Below are 23,074 nucleotides of genomic sequence, written 5' to 3'. Positions count from 1 at the left end.
CCCGCCCACGCGGCGTAGCCCCTTCCCCGGTCGTTCCGGCCAGGCGGTCCTCGACCTCCTCTGCGTCATCCCCGCCCGGCCCGGCCGATCTCAGCGGGGGTGTTCCATCAGGGGGTCGTTGCGCTTGTTCAGCCCCGGCAGGCTGGCCTGCAGCTGGTGCTTGACCCAGTTGCTGAAGGCGCGCACGGCCGGGCGCTCGGCCCTCAGCGGGTCGGCCACCAGGTAATAGCCGCGATGGGAGTCGATGCTGATCTCGAAGGGACGTACCAGCAGGCCGCGCGCCAGGGCGTCGCCGCTGAGCAGGTTGTCGCCGATGGCCATGCCCTGGGCCGCGATGCACGCCGACTGCGCGCAGTGGGCGTCGGAGAAGACGATGCCGGTGGCCGCGTCGATGTTGGAGGCGCCGGCAGTGGCCAGCCAGACGCGCCAGTCGCTGTGGTCGGTCATGTGCAGCAGGGGGAAGCCGCCCAGCTCCTGGGGGCTCTTGAGCCCGCCGTGGGCGTTGATCAGGCGCGGGCTGCAGACCGGGAAGAAGCGCAAGGGGACGATCTGCTCCACCCACTGGTCCGGCCAGTCGCCGATGCCGTAGGCGATGAACAGGTCGGCGTTGCCGTTGCTGGTGTCGTCCGGGGCGCGGGGCGAGATCACCTGCAATTGCACCTGGGGGAACTGGCGGAGAAAGGCGCCGATGTGGTGGCACAGCCAGTAGGTGGCGAAGCCGGGGTTGCAGCTCACGCAGAGCCGGCCCCAGACCTGCTGCTCGTCGAGGCCCAGGGCGGCCTCCTGCAGCGTGGAGAGGACCTTGTGCACTTCCCGCGCATAGCGCTCGCCCTGGTAGGTGAGGCCGATGCCACGCCCGATGCGCTCGGTGAGGGCGAAACCGAGGCTCTGCTCCAGGCTGCTGACCTGGTGACTGATGGCGCTGCGGGTGAGGCTCAGTTCGCGGGCCGCCGCCGACACGCTGCCCAGGCGGGCGATGGCGTCCAGGGCGCGGATGGCGGTCATCGAGGGGTAGCGCATGGTGGCTCCGGAGGCGGTATCGGGTCGTCCAATGGTGAATCGGATTGAACAATACGGCAAAAACAATTCGATTGTTGTAGCGCGCAACTCACCAATAATGGGGCCATTCCGCCGGGCCTTCCCGGACTGCCCTCCGGCCCCGCGCCGGGAGCCCATACCTATAACAAGAGGTGCTCGCATGACCAGTTGCGCCCAGGCGCTCGTCCGACTGCTCGAAGGCTATGGCGTCGAAACCGTCTTCGGCATCCCCGGGGTGCATACCGTCGAGCTCTATCGCGGCCTCGCCGGCAGCCGCCTGCGCCACATCAGCCCGCGCCACGAGCAGGGCGCCGGCTTCATGGCCGATGGCTACGCCCGCGCCAGCGGCAAGCCGGGCGTGTGCTTCATCATCACCGGCCCGGGCATGACCAACATCCTCACCGCCATGGGCCAGGCCTACGCCGATTCGGTGCCCATGCTGGTGATCTCCACCACCAGCCGCCGCGAGCACCAGCGCCTGGGCCACGGCTACCTGCATGAGCTGCCGGACCAGCGCGCCATGGTCGCCGGCGTCTGCGCCTTCAGCCATACGCTGCAGCGACCCCAGGAACTGCCGGAGGTGCTGGCCCGCGCCTTCGCCCTGTTCCGCTGCGCGCGGCCCCGCCCGGTGCATATCGAGATTCCCCTGGACGTCCTGGAGCTGCCTGCCGACGGCCTCGACCTGCGCGCCCGTGCGCTGCCCCAGGCCGCCGCCCCGGCACCGGCCGCCGTGGCCGAGGCTGCGGCCCTGCTGGCCGGGGCGCGCAAGCCGCTGATCCTCGCCGGTGGCGGTGCCCGGGGTGGCGCCGCCGCCCTGCGCGAGCTGGCCGAGCACCTGCAGGCACCGGTGGCGCTGACCACCAACGCCCGTGGCCTGCTGGAGCCGGACCACCCGTTGCTGCTCGATGGCGTGCAGTCATCGGCCCATGGCCGCGCGCTGTTCGCCGAGGCCGATGTGGTGCTGGCGGTGGGCACCGAACTGGGCGAGACCGACTACGACTTCTTCGGCCTCGGCCCCCTGTCGCTCGAGGTGCCGGTGATCCGCCTGGACATCGACCCGCTGCAGATACTCGGCGTGCAGCGCGCCGAAGTCGGCCTGCTGGGCGATGCCGGGCTCGGCTTGCGGGCCCTGCTCGCGGCCCTGCCCCCTGCCTCGCGTGACGGCGGCTGGGCGCAGGCCGCCGTGCGCCGGGTCAATGCCGCCGAGCGCGAGCGCTGGAGCCCCCGGCAACGGGCGCTGCAGGCGCTGCTCGATACCCTGCGAGACGCCCTGCCGGCGCCGGTGCTGGTCGGCGACTCGACCCAGCCGGTGTACCAGGGCGCCCTCGGCTATCGCGCCCCGCTGCCTGGCAGCTGGTTCAATGCCGGGACCGGCTACGGCACCCTCGGCTATGCCCTGCCGGCCGCCATCGGCGCCAAGCTGGCGCTCCCCGGGCGGCCGGTGCTGGCGCTGGCCGGCGACGGTGGCGTGCAGTTCTCCAGCGCCGAACTGATCGCCGCCCGCGAGGCGGGGGTCGGGGTGATCCTGGTGCTGTGGAACAACCACTGCTACGGCGAGATCCGCGACTCCATGGTGGCCCGCGAGGTGCCGCCCCTGGGCGTGGACATCCTCGCCCCGGACTTCGCGGCCCTGGCCCGTGCCTGCCACGTCAGTCACCACGCGGTGCGCAGCCTGGAGGGCCTGAGCGAGCTGCTCGGCAGCCTGGCCGGGACCTGCGAGCCGCACCTGATCGAACTCGACGCCGCCGACTTCCTGCCGGCCAGTGGAGAAACCCGATGAACACGACCCCTCCCGCCGTGGCGCCGACCACGCCGCCTGCGGTCGCCCTCGACGGGCTGCACAAGAGCTACGCCGAGCACCACGTGCTCAAGGGGATTTCTCTGGAGGCCCGCGAGGGCGACGTGGTCTCGCTGATCGGCGCCAGCGGCTCGGGCAAGAGCACGCTGCTGCGCTGCATCAACCTGCTGGAGATCCCGGACGCCGGCAGCCTGCACATCAATGGCGAGAAGGTCGCGCTCAAGCGTGACCGCGCCGGCCACGGCCGCATCGGCGACCCGCGCCAGGTGGAGCGCCTGCGCACCCGCCTGAGCATGGTGTTCCAGAACTTCAACCTGTGGCCGCACCGCACGGTGCTGGAAAACATCATCGAGGCGCCGGTGCATGTGCTCGGCGAAAAGCGCCAGGACGCCATCGGCCACGCCGAGCAGTTGCTGGAGCGGGTCGGCCTGGCGGACAAGCGCCATGCCTACCCGGCCTTCCTCTCCGGTGGCCAGCAGCAGCGCGTGGCCATCGCCCGGGCGCTGGCGGTGCGTCCGCAGGTGCTGCTCTTCGACGAGCCGACCTCGGCGCTCGACCCCGAACTGGTGGGCGATGTGCTGCGGGTGATCCGCGGCATCGCCGAAGAGGGGCGCACCATGATCCTGGTGACCCACGAGATGGCGTTCGCCCGCGATGTGTCCAGCCGGGTGGTGTTCCTCCACCAGGGCCGCATCGAGGAGCAGGGCCCGCCTTCCCAAGTGCTGCTGGACCCGCGCAGCGAGCGTTGCCGGCAGTTCGTGATGGCTCAGGACAACCGCTGAATCCCCTGGCAAATACAAAAACCACAACGAGGGACCCACCATGAAAAGAAGCCTCATCGCCCTGCTCCAGGCCGCCCTGCTGGCCAGCGTCGCCAGTGTCGCCGTGGCCCAGGAGAAGATCGTCTTCGGCATCGCCCAGGAAGCCTACCCACCCTTCTCCTTCAAGAGCGGCAAGGGCCAGTGGAGCGGTTTCGAGCCGGAGCTGATCACTGCCCTGTGCGCGCGCATGCAGGTGCAATGCCCGCTCAACGAGATGGCCTGGGACGGGTTGATCCCCGCGCTCAAGGCGCAGCAGGTGGACGTGGTGCTGAACTCGCTGTCCATCACTCCCGAGCGCCGCGAGGTGGTCGACTTCAGCGAGCCCTACTTCTTCACGCCCGCCCTCTGGGTCGCCGACCGCAGCCTGGACGTGCAGCCCACGCCCGAAGGCCTGAAGGGGCTGATCATCGGCGTGCAGGGCTCCACCACCCACTCCGCCTATGCCAAGAAGTACTTCGGCAGGGACTCCATCGTGCGCTACTACAACGCCCAGGACGACATCCTCGCCGACCTGCGCAGCGGCCGCATCGACATCATGCTCGCCGACCAGTTGGCGGTGGAGCCGGTGCTCGACCTGCCGGACAACGCGATGCTCGCCAGCAAGGGCGTGGCGCCGCAGGACCCGCTGTTCGGCGAAGGCGTGGGCGCGGCGGTGCGCAAGGGCAACGACGCCCTGCGCGAGCGCCTCAACCTGGCCTTGCAGGCGCTGCGCGACGACGGCAGCTACGACGCCATTCGCGGGCGCTACTTCAAGGCCGACATCTCGGCCCGGCAGTGATGCGCGCTCGCTCCCATTCCTCGCAGGTGCATTCATGACCGCTATCGAAATCCAGCGGCTGCTGTTCACCGATGGCTGGCTGCAGGCCCTGGCCCAGGGCGCCGTGAAGACCCTGGGCATCTCGATCGGGGCCTTCGTGCTCGGCCTGTCCCTGGGCCTGGTCGTCGCCCTGGTCAAGCTCTGGGGGCCACGTTGGCTGGTGATCTGGGCCAACTGCTACACCACGCTCTACCGCGCCGTGCCCGAGCTGCTGCTGATCCTGCTGCTGTACTACGCGGGCTCCGACCTGCTCAACCTGCTGATGGCCGCCGCCGGCCAGCCGCCGGTGGAGGTCAATGGCTTCCTCGCCGGCATCGTGGTGCTGGGCATCGTCCAGGGCGCGTATTCGGCGGAGATCATCCGCGGCGCCATCGAGGCCATCCCCGTGGGCCAGATCGAGGCCGGGCGGGCCTATGGCATGAAGCCCTTCATGGTGCTGAGGCGGGTGCTGGTGCCGAGCATGCTGCCCCATGTGGTCGCCGGCCTGTCCAACCTATGGCTGGTGCTGGTCAAGGACAGCGCCCTGATCAGCGTGGTGGGCTACAGCGAGCTGCTGGGCGCGGGGCGCCAGGCTGCCGCCTCGACCAAGCACTACCTGATGTTCTACCTGGCGGTGGCGGCCTTCTATTACCTCATCACGCTGGTCTCCAGCCTGGTGTTCCGGCGCTTCGAGGCACGCTTCGAACGCTGGATGCCCCGGCTCGCCTAGGAGGGCTCATGGACTTCACCTGGTTGAGTGGCTTTACCGGTGAGCTGACGCGCGGCGCGGTGCTGACCTTGCAGTTGCTGCTGATCTCGGCCTGCTTCGGCTTCCTGCTGGCGATTGCCGTGGCCCTGGCCCGGCTGTCGCGCAACCCGCTGCTGGCGGGTGGCGCGCGCTTCTACACCAGCGTGCTGCGGGGCACGCCGCTGCTGGTGCAGATCTACATCCGCTACTACGGCGTGGGCAGTGTCTTCGCCAGCTTCCCGCTGGTCCGCCACAGCCTGCTCTGGCCCTACCTGCGCGAGGGCTTCTGGTATGTCGCCTTCGCCCTGACCCTGAGCGTCGGTGCCTATGTCGGCGAGGTGCTGCGCGGCGGCCTGCGCGCGGTGCCCCGTGGCGAGCTGGAGGCGGCGCGGGCCTACGGCATGCGCCCCTGGCAGGTGCTGCGGCGGGTGTGGATGCCGCGGGCGTTGCAGATGCTGCGCCCGACCCTGGCCGGCGAGAGCGTGATGCTGCTCAAGTCCACCGCGCTGGCCTCCACCGTGGCGGTCACCGACCTGCTCGGCGCGGCCAACCTGGTGCGTTCGCAGACCCTGCGGGTCTACGAGCCGCTGCTGGTGGTGGCGGTGGTCTACATCGTCCTGGCCTTCCTCATCGAACAGGGCTTCGCGCGAGTCGGCCGTACGCCGCAGCGCCAGGCCTGAACCCATTGACCCGGATCCCAAGGAGCCGTGCATGAAGTATTCATCCCTGGTCGGGCGCATCAGCGGCGAGACCGTCAGCGCCTGGGACATCCACTACGCGGCCTGCGCGGCCCAGGAGCGTGGCGAGGACGCCATCGTCCTGAGCATCGGCGACCCGGACTTCACCACCGCCGAGCCGATCCGCACCGCTGCCATCGAGGCCCTGGGCCAGGGCGACACCCACTACAGCGCGGTGATCGGCCGCACGCCGCTGCGCGAGGCCATCGCCGCCAAGCAACGCAAGCTGTTGGGCATCCCCGTTGAAGTGGGCAACGTCGCCGTGGTCGCCGGGGCGCAGAACGGCCTCTACGCCACCGCCATGTGCCTGTTCGAGGGCGGCGACGAGGTGCTGGTGCCGGAGCCGATGTACCTGACCTACGCCGCCAGCATCCAGGCCTCCGGCGCCCGTCTGGTGAGCATCCCGCAGCCGGCGGAGGGCGACTTCCGTCTCACTGCCGAAGCGCTGGAGGCGGTGCTCACGCCGCGCACCCGGGGCATCGCCCTGGCCACGCCCAACAACCCCACCGGCAACGTCTACACCGACGAGGAGCTGGAGGCGGTGGCGGAGGTCGCCCGGCGCCATGATCTCTGGGTGCTGTCCGACGAGGTCTACGGCCAGCTCACCTACGACCGCCCGCACCGCAGCGTCGCCAGCCTGGAGGGCATGGCGGCGCGCACCGTGGTGCTCAACAGCCTGTCGAAGAGCCACGCCATGACCGGCTGGCGCGTGGGCTGGGTGGTGGCGCCGCCGGCGCTGATCGGCCACCTCGACAACCTGATGCTGTGCATGATCTACGGCCTGCCGGGCTTCATCCAGGCCGCCGCGCTGAAGGCCCTGGAGCTGGACGAGGCAGTGGTTGGCGAAGCCCGCGAGACCTACCGCCGCCGCCGCGACCTGGTGGTGCGGGGTCTCGCCGATGTGCCGCTGCTGCGCTGCAAGGTGCCGGAGGCCGGCATGTTCATGCTGGTGGACGTGCGCGAGACGGGGCTCTCGGGCATGGACTTCGCCTGGCGGCTGTTCCGCGAGACCGGGGTCTCGGTGCTCGACGCGGAGGCCTTCGGCGCCAGCTGCCGGGGCTTCGTGCGGCTCTCGTTCACTGTCTCCGATGGCGAGCTGGAAGAAGCCTGCCGGCGCATCGCCGGTTTCATCGGGCGCCTGCAGACCCCGCACTGATCCACCGCCGTTCCTGACCGACCCAGGCTGACGGCGCACTCACGCGCCGGGCCTGGCCACGCCCGAGAAAATCACAAGGTGCCGCCATGACTGACGCCGACAACTTCTCCTCGACCCATTCGGCCACGGGCCATTTCGCCGACCTGATCCTCGACAACGGCCGCATCTGCACCCAGGACCCGGCACAGCCCTGGGCCGAGGCGGTGGCGATCCGCGGAGGCCGCCTGCTGGCTGTGGGCGACCGCGCCGCCGTGCAGGCCTTCAAGGGGCCGGCCACCCGCGTGCACGACCTGGGCGGGGCCTTCTGCATGCCCGGGCTGCACGACATGCACACCCACCCGGACCTGGCGCTGGCGCCGCGCTACAGCGACGACCTCGATGTCGGCATCGAGGACCCGACGCCCGCGCAGCTGGAGGCGGCGATCCGCGCCTATGCCGATGCCCACCCCGGCGATGGCTGGATCCACGGCCAGTACTGGGTGCGCTACACCTTCCGCGAGGCGGGCCTGGTGCCCGGCCGCGCCTGGCTCGATCAGGTGATGCCCGATCGCCCGGTGGCGCTGCTGGACCGCATGTGGGGCACCATGATGGTGAACTCGAAGGCGCTGCAGCTCGCCGGCATCGACCGCCACACCCCCGACCCGCGCAATGGCTACCTGGAGCGCGACGAGCTGACCGGCGAGCCCACCGGGCTGATGATCGACGGGGCCTACGCGATGATCCACGCCGCCATGCCGCCGACCCCGGTGGCGGTGCTGCGCCGGGCCTACCGCGATGGGGTGCACTTCCAGAGTTCGCGAGGGGTCACGGCGAGCAAGTACGTGCACGTCTGCGAACACCGCCTGCAGGCGCTGAAGGCGCTGGACGACGCGGGCGAGCTGACGGTGCGCATCGAGGCGGCGATCAGCTGGCAGGACGACATCTTTCCGGTGCGCAGGCGCTGGCAGCTGCTGGCCGGCGAGCGCCACTACTACCGCAGCGCTCGCCTCAGCGCCAACGCGGTGAAATTCCACTTCGACGGCACGGTGGAGCCGCGTTCGTCCTTCCTGCTCACGCCTTGGCCGAACGAGTCGGAGTGGCGGGGCAAGCTCAACCTCACCCCCGAACACATCACCGACATGCTGGTGGACATGGACCGCCGGGGCATCCGTGTCATCGCCCACTGCACCGGCGACGGCGCCTCCGACGTGTTCCTCGATGCGGTGGCCGAAGCACGGCGGCGCAACGGCTTCAGCGGCGTGCGCCACCAGTGCGCCCACAGCACGCTGCTGCACCCGGGCAACCTCAAGCGCTTCCAGGCGCTGCAGGTGATCGCCGAGTTCTCCCCGGCCGCCTGGTACCCGACGCCCTTCGCCAGCGGCGCGCGTTCGGGCTATGGGCAGGAGCGGCTCAAGCGCATCTACGACTTCAAGGGTGTGCTGGAGGCCGGCGGCACGGCGGTGTTCGGCACCGACTGGCCGGTGGCGTCGATCGACCCCTGGCTGGCACTGGAGACCATGGTCACCCGGCAGAACCCCTGGAACGACGACCCGGCCTGCTTCGGCGAGCCGATCACCCTGGAGCAGGCGCTGCGCGTGGCCACGCGCAATGGCGCCATCGCAATGGGCCTGGAGGGCAGCACCGGCAGCCTGGAGACGGGCAAGGCGGCGGACCTGATCGTGCTCGACCGTGACCTGTTCGCCCAGCCGGCGCGCAACTACATCCACCGCACCCGGGTGCTGCTGACCTTCGTCGAGGGCCAGCTGGTCTACGACCGCGAAGGCGCGCTGGCCGGGCTCGGCCTGGAGGCGGTCTGGAAGGGCGAGCCGCCGGTGATCGAGGCGCAGGGGTAGGCCATGGACGAGCGCATCGCGGTCACGGTGGTGGCGGGGTTTCTCGGGGCCGGCAAGACCACCTTGCTCAATCGCATGGTCCGGCGCGCGGGGGACAGCCGGCTGGCGGTGATCGTCAACGACTTCGGCGCGCTGAACATCGATGCGGCGCTGGTGGCCGAGGTCACCGATGCGGTGTACAGCCTGCAGAACGGCTGCATCTGCTGCACGGTGCAGGAAGACCTGCTGGCGCAGCTGGCCAGCCTGGCGCAGCTCTCGCCGCGCCTGGAGCGCATCGTCATCGAGTGCAGCGGCGTCTCCGACCCGCAGCGCATCGTGCAGACCCTGGGTTATCCACAGCTGCGCGGCCTGCTGCGGCTGGACCTGGTGATCACCCTGGTGGACGCCACTCGCCACCTGGCACTGGATGGCGAGTACGCACGGCTGGCCCGCGCCCAGGTTTCGGCGGCCGATGTGCTGCTGCTGAACAAGAGCGACCTGGTGGACGCGGACGAGCTGGTGCGCCTGCGCGAGGCGCTGCCGGGGCGTGCGCTGCTGCATGTCGGGGTGCAGGCCGACCTGCCTGACGCGCTGTGGCTGGAGGCGGAGCCGCCATCCCGTGTGCCCGGAGTACTGACGCCGGTGGCGACGGCGGACCACGGGCAGCTGTTCGAGTCCTGGGTCTGGGAAGGCGAGGGGTTTTTCGATGCCGGGCGCCTGCGGGCCTGGCTGGCGGGCCTGCCGGATGCGCTGTTCCGCCTCAAGGGCTGGGTGCGCCTGGAGGCGGCCGACGGGGCGCTCTGGTTGCAGCAGGTGGGGCGGCGCAGCCAGTTCGGCCCGGTGAGCGGGCCGGTGGGCGATGGCATGCGCCTGGTGTTCATCGCCCGGCGTGGGTTCGCCGGGCGACAGGCGCTGGAGGGCGGGTTGCGCGCCTGCCTGCGCTGAGGGCTCAGTGGCCGTCGCGGAAAGCGGCCCAGACCTGATCGCGGGTGGCGCCGAGTTTGTCCGGCAGGGACTCCAGGGCGAACAAGCGGCGCTTGGTTTCCTTGTCGGGGTAGAGTCCCGGCTGGTCGCGCAGGTCGGCGGCGAGGAATTCGCGGGCGTCGGCGTTGCCGTTGGGGTAGAGGGTTTCGCTGGTGATCTGCGCGGCGACCTTGGGTTGCATCATGAAGTCGATGAAGCGGTGGGCGAGGTCGGCGCGGTTGGCGCTGCTGGGGATGGCGAGGTTGTCGATGAACAGCACCGAGCCCTCGTCGGGCACCACGAAGCGCACCGGCTGGCCGGCGGCTGCGGCGTTGAGGGCGTCGCCGACCCAGGCCATGGCGACGCACAGCCGGCCCTTGTTGAGGTCTTCGATGTAGCGCTCGCTGTCGATGTAGCGCAGGTTCGGGCGCAGGCCGCCGAGCAGCTCGGCGGAGCGCTTGAGCCGGCTGGGCGCGGTGCGGGCGAGGGTGCGGCCCTGGTAGGTCATGAGGATCGACAGGGCTTCGTCCGGGGCGTCGAGCACGCTCATGCCGCAGCTGGCCAGGCGCTTGCTCTGCTCGGGCTCGAACAGAACGCTCCAGCTCGAGGGCAGCGGACCGCCGTAGGCCTTCTCGGCCTGGGGCGTGTTCACCGCGAGGCCGACGGCACCCCAGAGGTAGGGCACGGCGTGCTGGTTGTTGGGGTCGACGGCGGCGAGCTTGCTGAGCAGCTGCTTGTCCAGGTGCTTGCGGTTGGGCAGGCGGCTGAAGTCCAGCGGCTGCAGGCGGCCGGCCTTGATCAGTTCCGGGAGGTTGTTGTGGGAGGGCACCACGATGTCGATGGCCTCGCCGCTCTCCATGGCCTTCTGCAGTTCTTCGGCGCTGGCGAAGGTGTGGTAGTCCACGCGGATGCCGGTCTGCTGCTCGAAGTCCTTGAGCACCTGGGGGGCGATGTAGTCGTTCCAGTTGTAGACGCGGATGGTGTCTTCGGCGCTGGCCAGGTTCGGCAGCAGCGCGAGCAGCAGCGGTGCGAGGAAGCGGGGCATGGAGTCCTCCCTGATGGTTGGCGGAGCATTATTGCTGCGCGAATGTTTCAGCAGGTTGATGCATGTCAGCTGGGCCTCTCTGGATCGGGCCTTTGCGCGGTCCCACGGCGCCCTTCCAGCGTCGCGGATGAGGGGACGGGTGGAAATGGCAGGCAAAAAAACGCCGGCCCTGGGGCCGGCGTCTTTCGACTCGCTTACACGGTATGCAGGTACCAGTTGTATTCGAGGTCGGAGATGGAGTGTTCGAACTCCTCCAGCTCGCTTTCCTTGCACGCGACGAAGATGTCGATGTAGTCCGGGCTGATGTACTTGGCCAGGATCTCGCTGTCGTCCAGCTCGCGCAGTGCATCGCGCAGGTTGTTCGGCAGGCTCTGCTCCAGCTGCTCGTACGAGTTGCCTTCGATGGGGGCGCCGGGCTCGATCTGGTTGGTCAGGCCGTGGTGCACGCCCGCCAGGATCGACGCCATCATCAGGTACGGGTTGGCATCGGCACCGGCGACGCGGTGTTCGATGCGCACCGCATCCGCGCTGCCGGTGGGCACGCGCAGGGCGACGGTACGGTTGTCCAGGCCCCAGCTCGGTGCGTTCGGCACGTAGAACTGCGCACCGAAGCGACGGTAGGAGTTCACGTTCGGGCAGAGGAAGGCCATGGAGGCGGGCAGGGTCTCGAGCACACCGCCGAGCGCATGGCGCAATGCGGCGTTCTGCTCGGGATCCTCGCTGGCGAAGATGTTCTTGCCATGCTTGTCCAGCAGCGAGATATGGACGTGCAGACCGTTGCCGGCCTGGCCCGGGTAGGGCTTGGCCATGAAGGTGGTGTCCATCTCGTGGTCGTACGCGATGTTCTTCACCAGGCGCTTGAGCAGCACGGCATAGTCGCAGGCCTTGATCGGGTCCGCCACGTGGTGGAGGTTGACCTCGAACTGGGCCGGGGCGCTTTCCTTGACGATGGCGTCGGCCGGGATGCCCTGGACCTTGGCGCCTTCGAGGATGTCCTGCAGGCAGTCGGCGTACTCGTCGAGGTCGTCGATCAGGTAGACCTGGGTGGACTGCGGACGCTTGCCGGAGATCGGGGAGCGCGGCGGCTGCGGACGGCCGTTCACGTTCTCCTGGTCGATCAGGTAGAACTCGAGCTCGAACGCGGCGCAGATGGTCAGGCCGAGATCGTCGAACTTCGCCACGACCTGGCGCAGCACTTCACGCGGGTCGGCGAAGAAGGGCTCGCCTTCCATCTCGTGCATGGTCATCAGCAGTTGCGCGGTGGGGCGCTTCTGCCAGGGCTCGTCGCACAGGGTGCCGGGGATCGGGTAGCAGATACGATCGGCGTCGCCGATGTCCAGGCCGAGGCCGGTGCTTTCAACGGTGGAACCGTTGATATCGAGGGCGAATAAGGAAGCGGGGAGGTTGATGCCTTTTTCGTAAACTTTGTGGAGGCTGGCGCGTTCGATTCGCTTGCCTCGGACTACTCCATTCATATCTGCGATCAGGAGGTCGACGAACTGGACCTCAGGATGTTCCTTAAGGAACTCGTTCGCTTCTTGAAGCTGAACGGCACGCGGGGGTACCGACATGATGCAACACCTTTCTTGTTAAAAATATCAATCACACGTTCGCTAGGGTGAGAGTCAATCGGAATCCCCTAACGATGTCAATAGCGCCCCATTTTGCCCTAAAACAGGGCCATATGGCCAATTTTGGGGCGTTTGAGGGGCATCTGACCCCTCTCGGGGCCATGGCGCACGCGGCGCTCAGCGAGGTGTGTTCGATTTTTTACAGCCCTATTGTGTAAAAAAATGAACAACGCTAAGCTCGGTCGCAACCCATAACAGCAATAAAACGGGTGTCTCATGTCTCGCCTGCCGTTCATCGGCGTAACCGCTTGTACCAAGCAGATCGGTCTGCATCCTTACCATATAGCGGGTGACAAGTATCTTCGTGCGGTAGCCCTTGGCGCCGGCGGTGTTCCTCTGATTATTCCCGCTCTCGGCGAGCTCATCGAGACGACTTCCCTTTTGGCCAGTCTAGACGGCCTGCTGTTCACCGGTTCGCCTTCCAACGTCGAACCCCATCATTATTCCGGCCCGGCCAGCGAGCCCGGCACCCTCCACGATCCGCAGCGCGATGGCACCACGCTTTCGCTGATGCGTGCCGCCGTGGCCGCAGGTGTGCCCGTGCTCGGCATCTGCCGGGGCTTCCAGGAGATGAACGTGGCCTTCGGCGGCACGCTGCACCAGAAGGTGCACGAGGTCGAGGGCTTCATGGACCACCGCGAGCCGGCCGACGAGCCGCTCGAGGTGCAGTACGCACCCAGCCACCCCGTGCATGTGCAGCCGGGTGGCATCCTCGCCGGCATCGGCTTGCCGGCGGAGATTCTCGTAAATTCCATTCATGGCCAGGGCGTTGAACGTCTGGCGCCGGGCCTTCACGTAGAAGCGCTGGCGCCTGACGGGTTGGTCGAATCCTGCTCGGTCGTCGGCGCTGCGAGTTTCGCGCTCGGAGTACAGTGGCACCCCGAGTGGCAGGTTCGTTCGAACCCCGATTATCTCGCCATCTTCCAGGCCTTTGGTGAGGCTTGCAGGAAGAGGGCGGGGCAACGCTGAGCTCAGCTATACCAGTTGCAGCTCTCACACCCTGAGGTCTTTATGACTACCAAGTTGGACCAGCTCACAAGCTGGTTGAAAGAACGCAAAATCACCGAAGTTGAATGCTTGATCAGCGACCTTACCGGCATTGCCCGGGGCAAGATCTCGCCGACCAACAAGTTCCTCGACGAGAAGGGCATGCGCCTCCCCGAGAGCGTGCTGCTGCAGACCGTCACCGGCGACTATGTCGAGGACGACGTTTATTACGAGCTGCTCGACCCTGCCGACATCGACATGGTCTGCCGCCCGGACGAGAACGCCGTGTTCCTCGTGCCCTGGGCGCTGGAACCCACCGCGATGGTGATCCACGACACCTTCGACAAGATGGGCAACCCCATCGAGCTGTCGCCGCGCAACATCCTCAAGAAAGTGCTCAAGCTCTACGCCGACAAGGGCTGGCGCCCGATCGTCGCGCCGGAGATGGAGTTCTACCTGACCAAGCGCAGCGACGACCCGGACTACCCGTTGCAGGCCCCGATCGGCCGCTCCGGTCGCCCCGAGACCGGCCGCCAGTCCTTCTCCATCGACGCGGCGAACGAATTCGACCCGCTGTTCGAGGACATGTACGACTGGTGCGAGGCGCAGGACCTCGACCTGGACACCCTCATCCACGAGGAAGGCCCGGCGCAGATGGAGATCAACTTCCGTCACGGCGAAGCCCTGTCCCTGGCCGACCAGATCACCGTGTTCAAGCGCACCATGCGCGAGGCCGCGCTGAAACATAACGTCGCCGCCACCTTCATGGCCAAGCCGATCACCGACCAGCCGGGCAGTGCCATGCACCTGCACCAGAGCGTGGTGGACATCAAGACCGGCAAGAACATCTTCTCCAACGAAGATGGCTCCATGAGCGAGCTGTTCCTCCACCACATCGGCGGCCTGCAGAAGTTCATCCCCGAGCTGCTGCCGCTGTTCGCGCCGAACGTGAACTCCTTCCGCCGTTTCCTGCCCGATACCTCGGCGCCGGTGAACGTGGAGTGGGGCGAGGAGAACCGCACCGTGGGCCTGCGCGTGCCGGACGCCACCCCGCAGAACCGCCGCGTGGAGAACCGCCTGGCCGGTGCCGACGCCAACCCCTACCTGGCGATCGCCGCCAGCCTGCTGTGCGGCTACATCGGCATGGTCGAGCAGATCAAGCCGAGCGCGCAGGTCAAGGGCCGTGGCTACGAGCGCCGCAACCTGCGCCTGCCGCTGACCCTCGAGGACGCCCTCGAGCGCCTGGAGAACTGCAAGCCCCTGGAGAAGTACCTGAGCACCAAGTTCATCAGTGCCTACGTCGCGGTGAAGCGCGCCGAGCACGAGAACTTCAAGCGCGTCATCAGCTCCTGGGAGCGTGAGTTCCTGCTGCTTTCCGTCTGATCCAAACGGCGTGCCGCGTTCGTGGCGCGGCACGCCAACCCAGATTTGCATAGAGGTGTAGATAATGAAGAGCCCAGTGACCAACCCCCAGACCCTTGAGTGGCAGGCACTCAGTCGCGACCACCACCTGCCGCCGTTCACCGACTACCAGGCGTTGAATGCCAAGGGCGCGCGGATCATCACCAAAGCCGACGGCGTCTACATCTGGGACAGCGAGGGCAACAAGATCCTCGACGCCATGGCCGGCCTGTGGTGCGTCAACGTCGGCTACGGCCGCGAGGAACTGGTGCAGGCGGCCACCCGCCAGATGCGCGAGCTGCCCTTCTACAACCTGTTCTTCCAGACCGCCCACCCGCCCGTCATCGAACTGGCCAAGGCCATTTCCGAACTGGCGCCCGAGGGCATGAACCACGTGTTCTTCACCGGCTCCGGTTCCGAAGCCAACGACACCGTGCTGCGCATGGTCCGCCACTACTGGGCGACCAAGGGCCAGCCGAAGAAGAAAGTGGTGATCGGCCGCTGGAACGGCTACCACGGCTCCACCGTCGCCGGCGTCAGCCTCGGCGGCATGAAGGCGCTGCACGAGCAGGGCGACCTGCCGATCCCGGGCATCGTCCATATCGCCCAGCCCTACTGGTACGGCGAGGGTGGCGACATGGCCCCCGAGGAATTCGGCGTCTGGGCGGCCGAGCAGTTGGAGAAGAAGATCCTCGAAGTCGGCGAGGAGAACGTCGCCGCCTTCATCGCCGAGCCCATCCAGGGTGCGGGCGGCGTGATCGTCCCGCCGGAAACCTACTGGCCGAAGATCCGCGAGATCCTCGCCCGCTACGACATCCTGTTCATCGCCGACGAAGTCATCTGCGGCTTCGGCCGTACCGGCGAGTGGTTCGGCAGCCAGTACTACGGCAACGCCCCTGACCTGATGCCCATCGCCAAGGGCCTGACCTCCGGCTACATCCCCATGGGCGGCGTCATCGTCCGTGACGAGGTGGTCGAGGTGCTCAACCAGGGCGGCGAGTTCTACCACGGCTTCACCTACTCCGGTCACCCGGTGGCCGCCGCGGTGGCCCTGGAAAACATCCGCATCCTGCGCGAAGAGAAGATCGTCGAGAACGTGAAGGCGGAAACGGCACCGTATTTGCAGAAGCGTTGGCAGGAGCTGGCTGACCATCCCCTGGTCGGCGAAGCGCGCGGGGTCGGCATGGTCGGCGCCCTGGAACTGGTCAAGAACAAGAAGACCCGTGAGCGTTTCACCGATCTGGGCGTGGGCATGCAGTGCCGCGAGCACTGCTTCCGCAATGGCCTGATCATGCGTGCGGTAGGCGACACTATGATTGTTTCGCCGCCGCTGGTGATCAGCAAGGATGAGATCGACGAACTGGTGACCAAGGCCCGCAAGTGCCTTGACCTCACCGCGAGTGCGGTTCTGGGTTGAGCAATTGGGCGAGTTTGCAAACAATCGCATCCCGCGAGCTGTTGTAAGCGCGCCCCTGACCTTGCCAGACTGCGCCAGTGCGTTGGCCAGGCTCACCGGGCGGTGGCGACGCCGCTCGGACACTTAAACAACAAATGGAGCTACCCGCATGTTCAAAACCTTCGGCAAGACCCTGCTCGCCATGACGCTCGCCGGCGCTGTGGCCGGCGTGGCGCAGGCAGAAGACAAGGTGCTGCACGTCTACAACTGGTCTGACTACATCGCCCCGGACACGGTCGAGAAGTTCACCAAGGAAACCGGCATCAAGGTCGTCTACGACGTCTTCGACTCCAACGAGACCCTTGAAGCCAAGCTCCTGGCCGGCAAGTCCGGTTACGACATCGTGGTGCCGTCCAACAACTTCCTGGCCAAGCAGATCAAGGCCAAGGTCTACCAGCCTCTGGACAAGTCCAAGCTGCCGAACTGGAAGAACCTGGACCCGAACCTGCTGAAGACCGTCGAAGTCTCCGACCCGGGCAACCAGTACGCCTTCCCCTACATGTGGGGCTCCATCGGCATCGGCTACAACGTCGACAAGGTCAAGGCCGTGCTCGGCGACAAGGCCCCGGTGGATTCCTGGGACCTGCTGTTCAAGCCCGAGAACATCGAAAAGCTGAAGTCCTGCGGTGTCTCCTTCCTCGACTCGCCGACCGAAATCCTGCCGATCGCCCTGCACTACCTGGGCTACAGCCCGGTCAGCCAGGACCCCAAGCAGCTCAAGGAAGCCGAGGCGCTGTTCCTCAAGATCCGTCCGCACGTGACCTACTTCCACTCCTCCAAGTACATCTCCGACCTGGCCAACGGCAACCTCTGCGTGGCCGTGGGCTACTCGGGTGACGTGTACCAGGCCAAGTCCCGCGCCGAAGAGGCCAAGGCTGGCGTGAAGGTCGCCTACAACATTCCGAAGGAAGGTGCCGGCACCTTCTTCGACATGGTCGCGATCCCCGCCGACGCCGCCAACCCCGACGCCGCCTACGCCTTCATGAACTTCCTGATGAAGCCGGAAGTGATGGCCGAGATCACCAACTTCGTGCAGTTCCCGAACGGTAACGCCGCCGCCACCCCGCTGGTGGACGAGGCGATCCGCACCGACCCGGGCATCTACCCGAGCAAGGAGACCATGGCCAAGCTCTACGCCTTCCCGGACCTGCCGGCCAAGGTGCAGCGCGCAATGACCCGTACCTGGACCACCATCAAGTCGGGCAAGTAAGCCGTCCCTCACCCTCCGGCGCTGCGCCGGAGGGTGAACCACCCCGAGAGGACCTCCTCATGCGCAATCGCCCCTGGCTGTTAGGGTTGCTGGCCAGCTTCCTCGCCGTGTCCATGACACAGGCCGAGGAGCGTGTCGTGCATGTGTACAACTGGTCCGACTACATCGCCCCGGACACCCTGGAGAACTTCCAGAAGGAAACCGGGATCAAGGTGGTCTACGACGTCTTCGACTCCAACGAAACCCTCGATGGCAAGCTCGCCACCGGGCAATCCGGCTACGACCTGGTGGTCCCCACCAACCACTTCCTGGCCAAGCAGATCAAGGCCGGCACCTACCAGAAGCTGGACAAGTCCAAGCTGCCGAACCTCTCCCACCTGGACCCTGCCGTGCTGAAGAACCTCGCCGGCGGCGATCCGGGCAACGAATACTCCGTGCCCTACATGTGGGGCACCAACGGCATCGGCCTCAACGCCACCAAGGTGCGCGCCATCCTCGGCGCCGATGCCAAGCTCGATTCCTGGTCCCTGCTCTTCGACCCCGCCGTGGTCAGGCAGCTCACCCAGTGCGGCGTGGCCCTGATCGATTCCGGCGACGAAGTCATGCCGCAGATGATCAACTACCTCGGCGGCTCGCCCCACACCCACGAGCGTGCCGACTACGACAAGGCCACCGCCCAGTTGCTCAAGGTGCGCCCGTACATCACCTACTTCCATTCCTCCAAGTCCATCGGCGACCTCGCCAACGGCGACATCTGCATCGCCTTCGGCTACTCCGGCGACATGCTCCAGGCCGCCAGCCGCGCCAGGGAAGCCGGGCGCACGGACGACATCATCTACGTCATCCCCAGGGAAGGCACCGCCATGTGGGCGGACATGCTGGCCATCCCCCGCGACGCCAGGCACGTTGAAGAGGCACATGCCTTCATCAACTACCTGATGCGTCCGGATGTGATCGCCAAGATCAGCGACTACGTTTCCTATGCCAACGCCAACAAGGATGCGACCGCGCTGGTCGATGCCAGCGTGCGCGAGAACCCCGGTGTCTATCCCTCGCCGGAAGTGATGGCCAAGCTCTACGTGGCCCGGGAGCGCCCGCGCGATGTCCAGCGCTGGCTGACCCGTGACTGGACCCGGATAAAAAGCGGTCGTTGAGACGACAACCCGATAAGAAACTCCGCAGCGCGCCCCGGTGCGCCAGCGGCCCGGCCTATCAAGAGGATTAAAGTGTGCGAGTTTCCTTCTGCAAAACCCTGATCACCGCCGCCGTGCTGACCCTGGCTTCACAGGCCCAGGCCGAGCAGACGGTGCACATCTACAACTGGTCCGACTACATCGGCGAGACCACCCTGGCCGACTTCCAGAAGGAAACCGGCATCAAGCCCGTCTACGACGTCTTCGACTCCAACGAAACCCTCGAAGGCAAGCTCCTGGCCGGCCGCACCGGCTATGACGTGGTGGTCCCCTCCAACCACTTCCTCGGCAAGCAGATCAAGGCCGGCGCCTTCCAGAAGCTGGACCGCAGCCAGCTGAAGAACTGGGGCAACCTCGACCCCGTCCTGCTCCAGCGCCTGGAAGCCAACGACCCCGGCAACCAGTACGCCGTCCCCTACCTCTGGGGCACCAACGGCATCGGCTACAACGCCGAGAAGGTCAAGGCCGTGCTCGGCGTCGACAAGATCGACTCCTGGTCAGTGATCTTCGAACCCGAGAACATCAAGAAGCTCAGCCAGTGCGGCGTGGCCTTCCTCGACTCGGCCGACGAAATGATTCCGGCCATGCTCAATTACCTGGGCCTGGACCCCAACAGCAAGAACCCGGACGACTACAAGAAAGCCGAGGCCAAGCTGATGGAGGTACGCCCCTACATCACCTATTTCCACTCCTCCAAGTACATCGGTGACCTGGCCAACGGCGACATCTGCGTCGCGGCGGGCTTCTCCGGCGATATCTTCCAGGCCGCCGCGCGCGCCGAGGAAGCCGGCAAGGGCGTGGAAATCGCCTACGCGATCCCCAAGGAGGGCGGCAACCTGTGGTTCGACATGGTCGCCGTGCCGGCCGATGCCGCCAACGCCAAGGAAGCCCACGCCTTCATCGACTACCTGCTGCGCCCCGAAGTCATCGCCAAGGTCAGCGACTACGTGGGCTATGCCAACCCGAACACCAAGTCGGGCGAATTCATGAATCAGGACGTGCGGAACGACGAGTCCGTGTACCCGCCACAAGCGGTGCTGGACAAGCTGTATGTCTCGGAGGAACTGCCTCCGAAGGTGCAACGGCTGATGACCCGGAGCTGGACCAAGGTCAAGTCGGGCAAGTGATCGGGGGCGAGCCGCGCGGGCAGGGCTCGCGCAGCTTGCGCCAGAGCGGGCGACGAGCGGACCAGGACGCGTGTCTCGCGCCTAACGAGCGATACTCAACGCAACCGGCCATAATGGCCGGCTAGCAAGAATTGGGAGTGTGGTAATGGCAATAGCCTCCGGTGCCTACAAGAAAGCCCTCGAGGGCAACCAGCAGCCCAAAGAGGTGCTGGTCAAGATCGACCGGGTGACCAAGCAGTTCGACGAGACCCTTGCGGTGGACGACGTCTCGCTGACCATCAACAAGGGCGAGATCTTCGCCCTGCTGGGTGGCTCGGGCTCGGGCAAGTCGACCCTGCTGCGCATGCTGGCGGGTTTCGAGCGTCCGACCGAGGGTCGCATCTTCCTCGACGGCGTCGACATCACCGACATGCCGCCCTACGAGCGGCCGATCAACATGATGTTCCAGTCCTATGCGCTCTTCCCGCATATGACTGTTGCGCAGAACATCGCCTTCGGACTCAAACAAGACCGTCTGCCCGCCGCCGAGATCGACGAGCGCGTCACCGAGATGCTCAAGCTCGTGCAGATGACCCAGTACGCCAAGCGCAAGCCGCACCAGCTCTCCGGTGGCCAGCGCCAGCGCGTGGCCCTGGCCCGCTCGCTGGCCAAGCGCCCCAAGCTGCTGCTGCTCGACGAGCCCATGGGCGCCCTGGACAAGAAGCTGCGTTCGCAGATGCAGCTGGAGCTGGTTGAGATCATCGAGCGCGTCGGCGTGACCTGCGTCATGGTGACCCACGACCAGGAAGAGGCCATGACCATGGCCCAGCGCATCGCCATCATGCACCTGGGCTGCATCGAGCAGATCGGCAGCCCGGTGGACATCTACGAGACCCCCATCAGCCGCCTGGTGTGCGAATTCATCGGCAACGTCAACCTGTTCGACGGCGAAGTGGTGGAAGACCTTGAGGCCCACGCCCTGATCGCCTGCCCCGAACTGGAGCGGCCGATCTACGTCGGCCACGGCGTGACCACCTCGGTGCAGGACAAGCGCATCACCTACGCCCTGCGCCCCGAGAAGCTGCTGGTCACCACCGAGCAGCCCACCTGCGAGTACAACTGGTCGCGCGGCAAGATCCACGACATCGCCTACCTCGGTGGGCACTCGGTGTTCTACGTCAAGCTGCCCGGCGGCTCCATCGTCCAGTCCTTCGTCGCCAACGCCGAGCGTCGCGGCGCGCGTCCGACCTGGGACGATGAAGTCTTCGTGTGGTGGGAGGACGACAGCGGGGTGGTGCTGCGCTCATGAAAATATCCAGCATAAAGAAGCGCCTGCCCACGGGCCGGCACGCGGTGATCGGGATTCCATTCGTCTGGCTGTTCCTGTTCTTCCTGCTGCCCTTCGCCATCGTGCTGAAGATCAGCTTCGCGGAAGCGGACGTGGCGATCCCGCCCTACACCGAGATCTACACCTGGGTCGACAACCAGCTGCAGATCGCCCTCAACCTCGGCAACTACTTCATGCTGAGCGAGGACGAACTCTACCTGGCCGCCTACCTGGGCTCCCTGAAGATGGCCTTCTTCAGCACCCTGCTGTGCCTCCTGATCGGCTATCCGATGGCCTACGCCATCGCCCGTGCCGGCAAGGAAGCCCAGACCGTGCTGCTGCTGCTGATCATGATGCCGACCTGGACCGCCATCCTGATCCGCGTCTACGCCTGGATGGGCATCCTCAGCAACAACGGCCTGCTCAACGGCTTCCTCATGGGCATCGGCCTGATCAGCGAGCCGCTGCAGATCCTCAACACCAACACCGCGGTCTACATCGGCGTGGTCTATTCCTACCTGCCGTTCATGATCCTGCCGCTGTACGCCAACCTGGTGAAGCACGACCAGAGCCTGCTGGAAGCCGCCTCGGACCTCGGTTCGAGCAACTTCAACAGCTTCTGGAAGATCACCGTGCCGCTGTCCAAGAACGGCATCATCGCCGGCAGCATGCTGGTGTTCATCCCGGTGGTGGGCGAGTTCGTGATCCCCGAACTGCTCGGCGGCCCGGAGACTCTGATGATCGGCAAGGTGCTGTGGCAGGAGTTCTTCAACAACCGCGACTGGCCGGTGGCGTCCGCGCTGGCAGTGGTGATGCTGGCGATCCTCATCGTCCCGATCATCCTGTTCAACCGTAACCAAGCCAAGGAACTGGAGGGCAAGGTATGAAGCGCTTCAGTTTCTCCAACGTGATGCTCTGGGTCGGCCTGCTGTTCATCTACCTGCCGATGCTGATCCTGGTGATCTACTCGTTCAACGCCTCCAAGCTGGTCACGGTCTGGGGCGGCTGGTCGGTGAAGTGGTACGTCGGCCTGCTGGACAACTCCCAGCTGATGAACTCGGTGATGCGCTCCCTGGAGATCGCCTGCTACACCGCCATCGCGGCGGTGGCGCTGGGCACCCTGGCGGCCTTCGTCCTGACCCGCATCCCGCGCTTCCGTGGCCGCACCCTGTTCGGCGGCCTGGTCACCGCGCCGCTGGTCATGCCCGAGGTCATCACCGGTCTGTCGCTGCTGCTGCTGTTCGTGGCCATGGCGCAACTGATCGGCTGGCCCCAGGAACGTGGCATCGTCACCATCTGGATCGCCCACACCACCTTCTGCTCGGCCTACGTGGCCATCGTGGTGTCGGCGCGCCTGCGCGAACTGGACCTGTCCATCGAGGAGGCCGCCATGGACCTCGGGGCGCGTCCGTGGAAGGTGTTCATCCTGATCACCATCCCGATGATCGCGCCGTCGCTGGCGGCGGGCGGCATGATGTCCTTCGCCCTGTCCCTGGACGACCTGGTGCTGGCGAGCTTCGTTTCCGGCCCCGGCTCCACCACCCTGCCGATGGAGGTCTTCTCCGCCGTGCGCCTGGGCGTGAAACCGGAGATCAACGCCGTGGCCAGCCTGATCCTGCTGACCGTGTCGCTGTTCACCTTCTTCGCCTGGTACTTCAGCCGCCAGGCCGAAGAGCGTCGCAAGCGCGCCATCCAGGAAGCCATGGAATCCATGGCCGCCGAAGCCGCGTCCAGCAACAAGCGCCGCGCCGCCAGCCAACCGGCCTGAGCCTCGCGGTAACGGAAAAGGCCACCCTCGGGTGGCCTTTTCATTGCCGTTCGCCGCGCCCGCCGTAGCCCGGGCTTCAGCC

The 23,074-nt window shown here is 66.6% G+C and carries 19 protein-coding genes and 1 pseudogene; 17 read left to right on the top strand and 3 right to left on the bottom strand.

The genetic code is table 11. The features are described from left to right. Positions 1 to 90: 90 nt before the first annotated feature. Positions 91 to 1,020 (bottom strand): LysR substrate-binding domain-containing protein, encoded by a 930-nt coding sequence (locus tag DMX10_RS25395; protein WP_111263706.1) that lies wholly within the window; start codon positions 1,018 to 1,020, stop codon positions 91 to 93. A 178-nt stretch (positions 1,021 to 1,198) separates the two neighbouring features. Between DMX10_RS25395 and DMX10_RS25390 the strand changes: the two genes are divergently transcribed. The 8 genes and pseudogenes from DMX10_RS25390 to DMX10_RS25355 all read left to right on the top strand — a co-directional run bounded on the left by DMX10_RS25390 (position 1,199) and on the right by DMX10_RS25355 (position 9,850). Then, positions 1,199 to 2,818: a 5-guanidino-2-oxopentanoate decarboxylase gene (locus DMX10_RS25390; protein WP_111263705.1), complete on the top strand. Its 1,620-nt coding sequence runs from the start codon at positions 1,199 to 1,201 to the stop codon at positions 2,816 to 2,818. Between the two features lie 80 nt (positions 2,819 to 2,898). Next, positions 2,899 to 3,618 (top strand): annotated as a pseudogene (locus DMX10_RS25385) (ABC transporter ATP-binding protein); the annotation flags it as partial. A gap of 40 nt (positions 3,619 to 3,658) precedes the next feature. Then, the gene (locus tag DMX10_RS25380) at positions 3,659 to 4,435 is read left to right on the top strand and encodes a transporter substrate-binding domain-containing protein (protein WP_111263703.1); all 777 of its coding nucleotides are present in this window, start codon (positions 3,659 to 3,661) and stop codon (positions 4,433 to 4,435) included. Between the two features lie 34 nt (positions 4,436 to 4,469). Next, positions 4,470 to 5,183 (top strand): ABC transporter permease, encoded by a 714-nt coding sequence (locus tag DMX10_RS25375; protein ID WP_111263702.1) that lies wholly within the window; start codon positions 4,470 to 4,472, stop codon positions 5,181 to 5,183. A gap of 8 nt (positions 5,184 to 5,191) precedes the next feature. After that, positions 5,192 to 5,881, top strand: coding sequence for an ABC transporter permease (locus tag DMX10_RS25370; RefSeq protein ID WP_111263701.1), 690 nt, complete (start codon positions 5,192 to 5,194; stop codon positions 5,879 to 5,881). A 31-nt stretch (positions 5,882 to 5,912) separates the two neighbouring features. After that, positions 5,913 to 7,094, top strand: coding sequence for a pyridoxal phosphate-dependent aminotransferase (locus tag DMX10_RS25365; RefSeq protein WP_111263700.1), 1,182 nt, complete (start codon positions 5,913 to 5,915; stop codon positions 7,092 to 7,094). A gap of 86 nt (positions 7,095 to 7,180) precedes the next feature. Then, the gene (locus DMX10_RS25360; RefSeq protein ID WP_111263699.1) at positions 7,181 to 8,926 is read left to right on the top strand and encodes an amidohydrolase; all 1,746 of its coding nucleotides are present in this window, start codon (positions 7,181 to 7,183) and stop codon (positions 8,924 to 8,926) included. A gap of 3 nt (positions 8,927 to 8,929) precedes the next feature. Continuing rightward, positions 8,930 to 9,850, top strand: coding sequence for a GTP-binding protein (locus DMX10_RS25355; protein WP_111263698.1), 921 nt, complete (start codon positions 8,930 to 8,932; stop codon positions 9,848 to 9,850). 4 nt (positions 9,851 to 9,854) lie between these two features. Here the strand turns inward: DMX10_RS25355 and DMX10_RS25350 are convergent, their stop codons facing one another. Continuing rightward, positions 9,855 to 10,913 carry a polyamine ABC transporter substrate-binding protein gene (locus DMX10_RS25350; RefSeq protein WP_111263697.1) on the bottom strand — a complete coding sequence of 353 codons (1,059 nt, stop codon included), beginning with the start codon at positions 10,911 to 10,913 and terminating at the stop codon, positions 9,855 to 9,857. A 194-nt stretch (positions 10,914 to 11,107) separates the two neighbouring features. Next, positions 11,108 to 12,484 (bottom strand): glutamine synthetase family protein, encoded by a 1,377-nt coding sequence (locus DMX10_RS25345; RefSeq protein WP_111263696.1) that lies wholly within the window; start codon positions 12,482 to 12,484, stop codon positions 11,108 to 11,110. Positions 12,485 to 12,760: 276 nt separating this feature from the next. On the opposite strand from DMX10_RS25345, the gene DMX10_RS25340 reads away from it, so the two are divergent. The 9 genes from DMX10_RS25340 (at position 12,761) to DMX10_RS25300 (ending at position 22,992) form a co-directional block, all read left to right on the top strand. Further along, positions 12,761 to 13,513 carry a gamma-glutamyl-gamma-aminobutyrate hydrolase family protein gene (locus DMX10_RS25340; RefSeq protein WP_111263695.1) on the top strand — a complete coding sequence of 251 codons (753 nt, stop codon included), beginning with the start codon at positions 12,761 to 12,763 and terminating at the stop codon, positions 13,511 to 13,513. Between the two features lie 42 nt (positions 13,514 to 13,555). After that, positions 13,556 to 14,914 carry a glutamine synthetase family protein gene (locus tag DMX10_RS25335; RefSeq protein ID WP_111263694.1) on the top strand — a complete coding sequence of 453 codons (1,359 nt, stop codon included), beginning with the start codon at positions 13,556 to 13,558 and terminating at the stop codon, positions 14,912 to 14,914. Between the two features lie 64 nt (positions 14,915 to 14,978). Beyond that, a complete protein-coding gene (locus DMX10_RS25330) occupies positions 14,979 to 16,349 on the top strand; it encodes an aspartate aminotransferase family protein (RefSeq protein ID WP_111263693.1) in 1,371 nt (456 codons plus the stop codon). 148 nt (positions 16,350 to 16,497) lie between these two features. Next, entirely contained in the window at positions 16,498 to 17,598 is a 1,101-nt protein-coding gene (locus tag DMX10_RS25325) for a polyamine ABC transporter substrate-binding protein (RefSeq protein WP_111263692.1), read from the top strand. A gap of 59 nt (positions 17,599 to 17,657) precedes the next feature. Further along, entirely contained in the window at positions 17,658 to 18,752 is a 1,095-nt protein-coding gene (locus tag DMX10_RS25320; protein WP_111263691.1) for a polyamine ABC transporter substrate-binding protein, read from the top strand. Positions 18,753 to 18,826: 74 nt separating this feature from the next. After that, the gene (locus tag DMX10_RS25315) at positions 18,827 to 19,918 is read left to right on the top strand and encodes a polyamine ABC transporter substrate-binding protein (protein ID WP_111263690.1); all 1,092 of its coding nucleotides are present in this window, start codon (positions 18,827 to 18,829) and stop codon (positions 19,916 to 19,918) included. A 145-nt stretch (positions 19,919 to 20,063) separates the two neighbouring features. Then, entirely contained in the window at positions 20,064 to 21,206 is a 1,143-nt protein-coding gene (potA, locus tag DMX10_RS25310; RefSeq protein WP_111263689.1) for a polyamine ABC transporter ATP-binding protein, read from the top strand. Positions 21,207 to 21,229: 23 nt separating this feature from the next. Beyond that, positions 21,230 to 22,111, top strand: coding sequence for an ABC transporter permease subunit (locus DMX10_RS25305; RefSeq protein ID WP_178083009.1), 882 nt, complete (start codon positions 21,230 to 21,232; stop codon positions 22,109 to 22,111). Further along, the gene (locus DMX10_RS25300) at positions 22,108 to 22,992 is read left to right on the top strand and encodes an ABC transporter permease subunit (protein WP_111263687.1); all 885 of its coding nucleotides are present in this window, start codon (positions 22,108 to 22,110) and stop codon (positions 22,990 to 22,992) included. Before DMX10_RS25305 ends, DMX10_RS25300 begins: the two co-directional genes overlap by 4 nt. Positions 22,993 to 23,074: the final 82 nt, after the last annotated feature.

The organism is Pseudomonas sp. 57B-090624 (genome assembly GCF_003234055.1).
In the GTDB taxonomy this organism is placed as follows: Bacteria; Pseudomonadota; Gammaproteobacteria; order Pseudomonadales; family Pseudomonadaceae; genus Metapseudomonas; species Metapseudomonas tohonis.
Note: the sequence above shows the minus strand (reverse complement) of the source record. Positions and strands in the feature narration are given on the sequence as shown.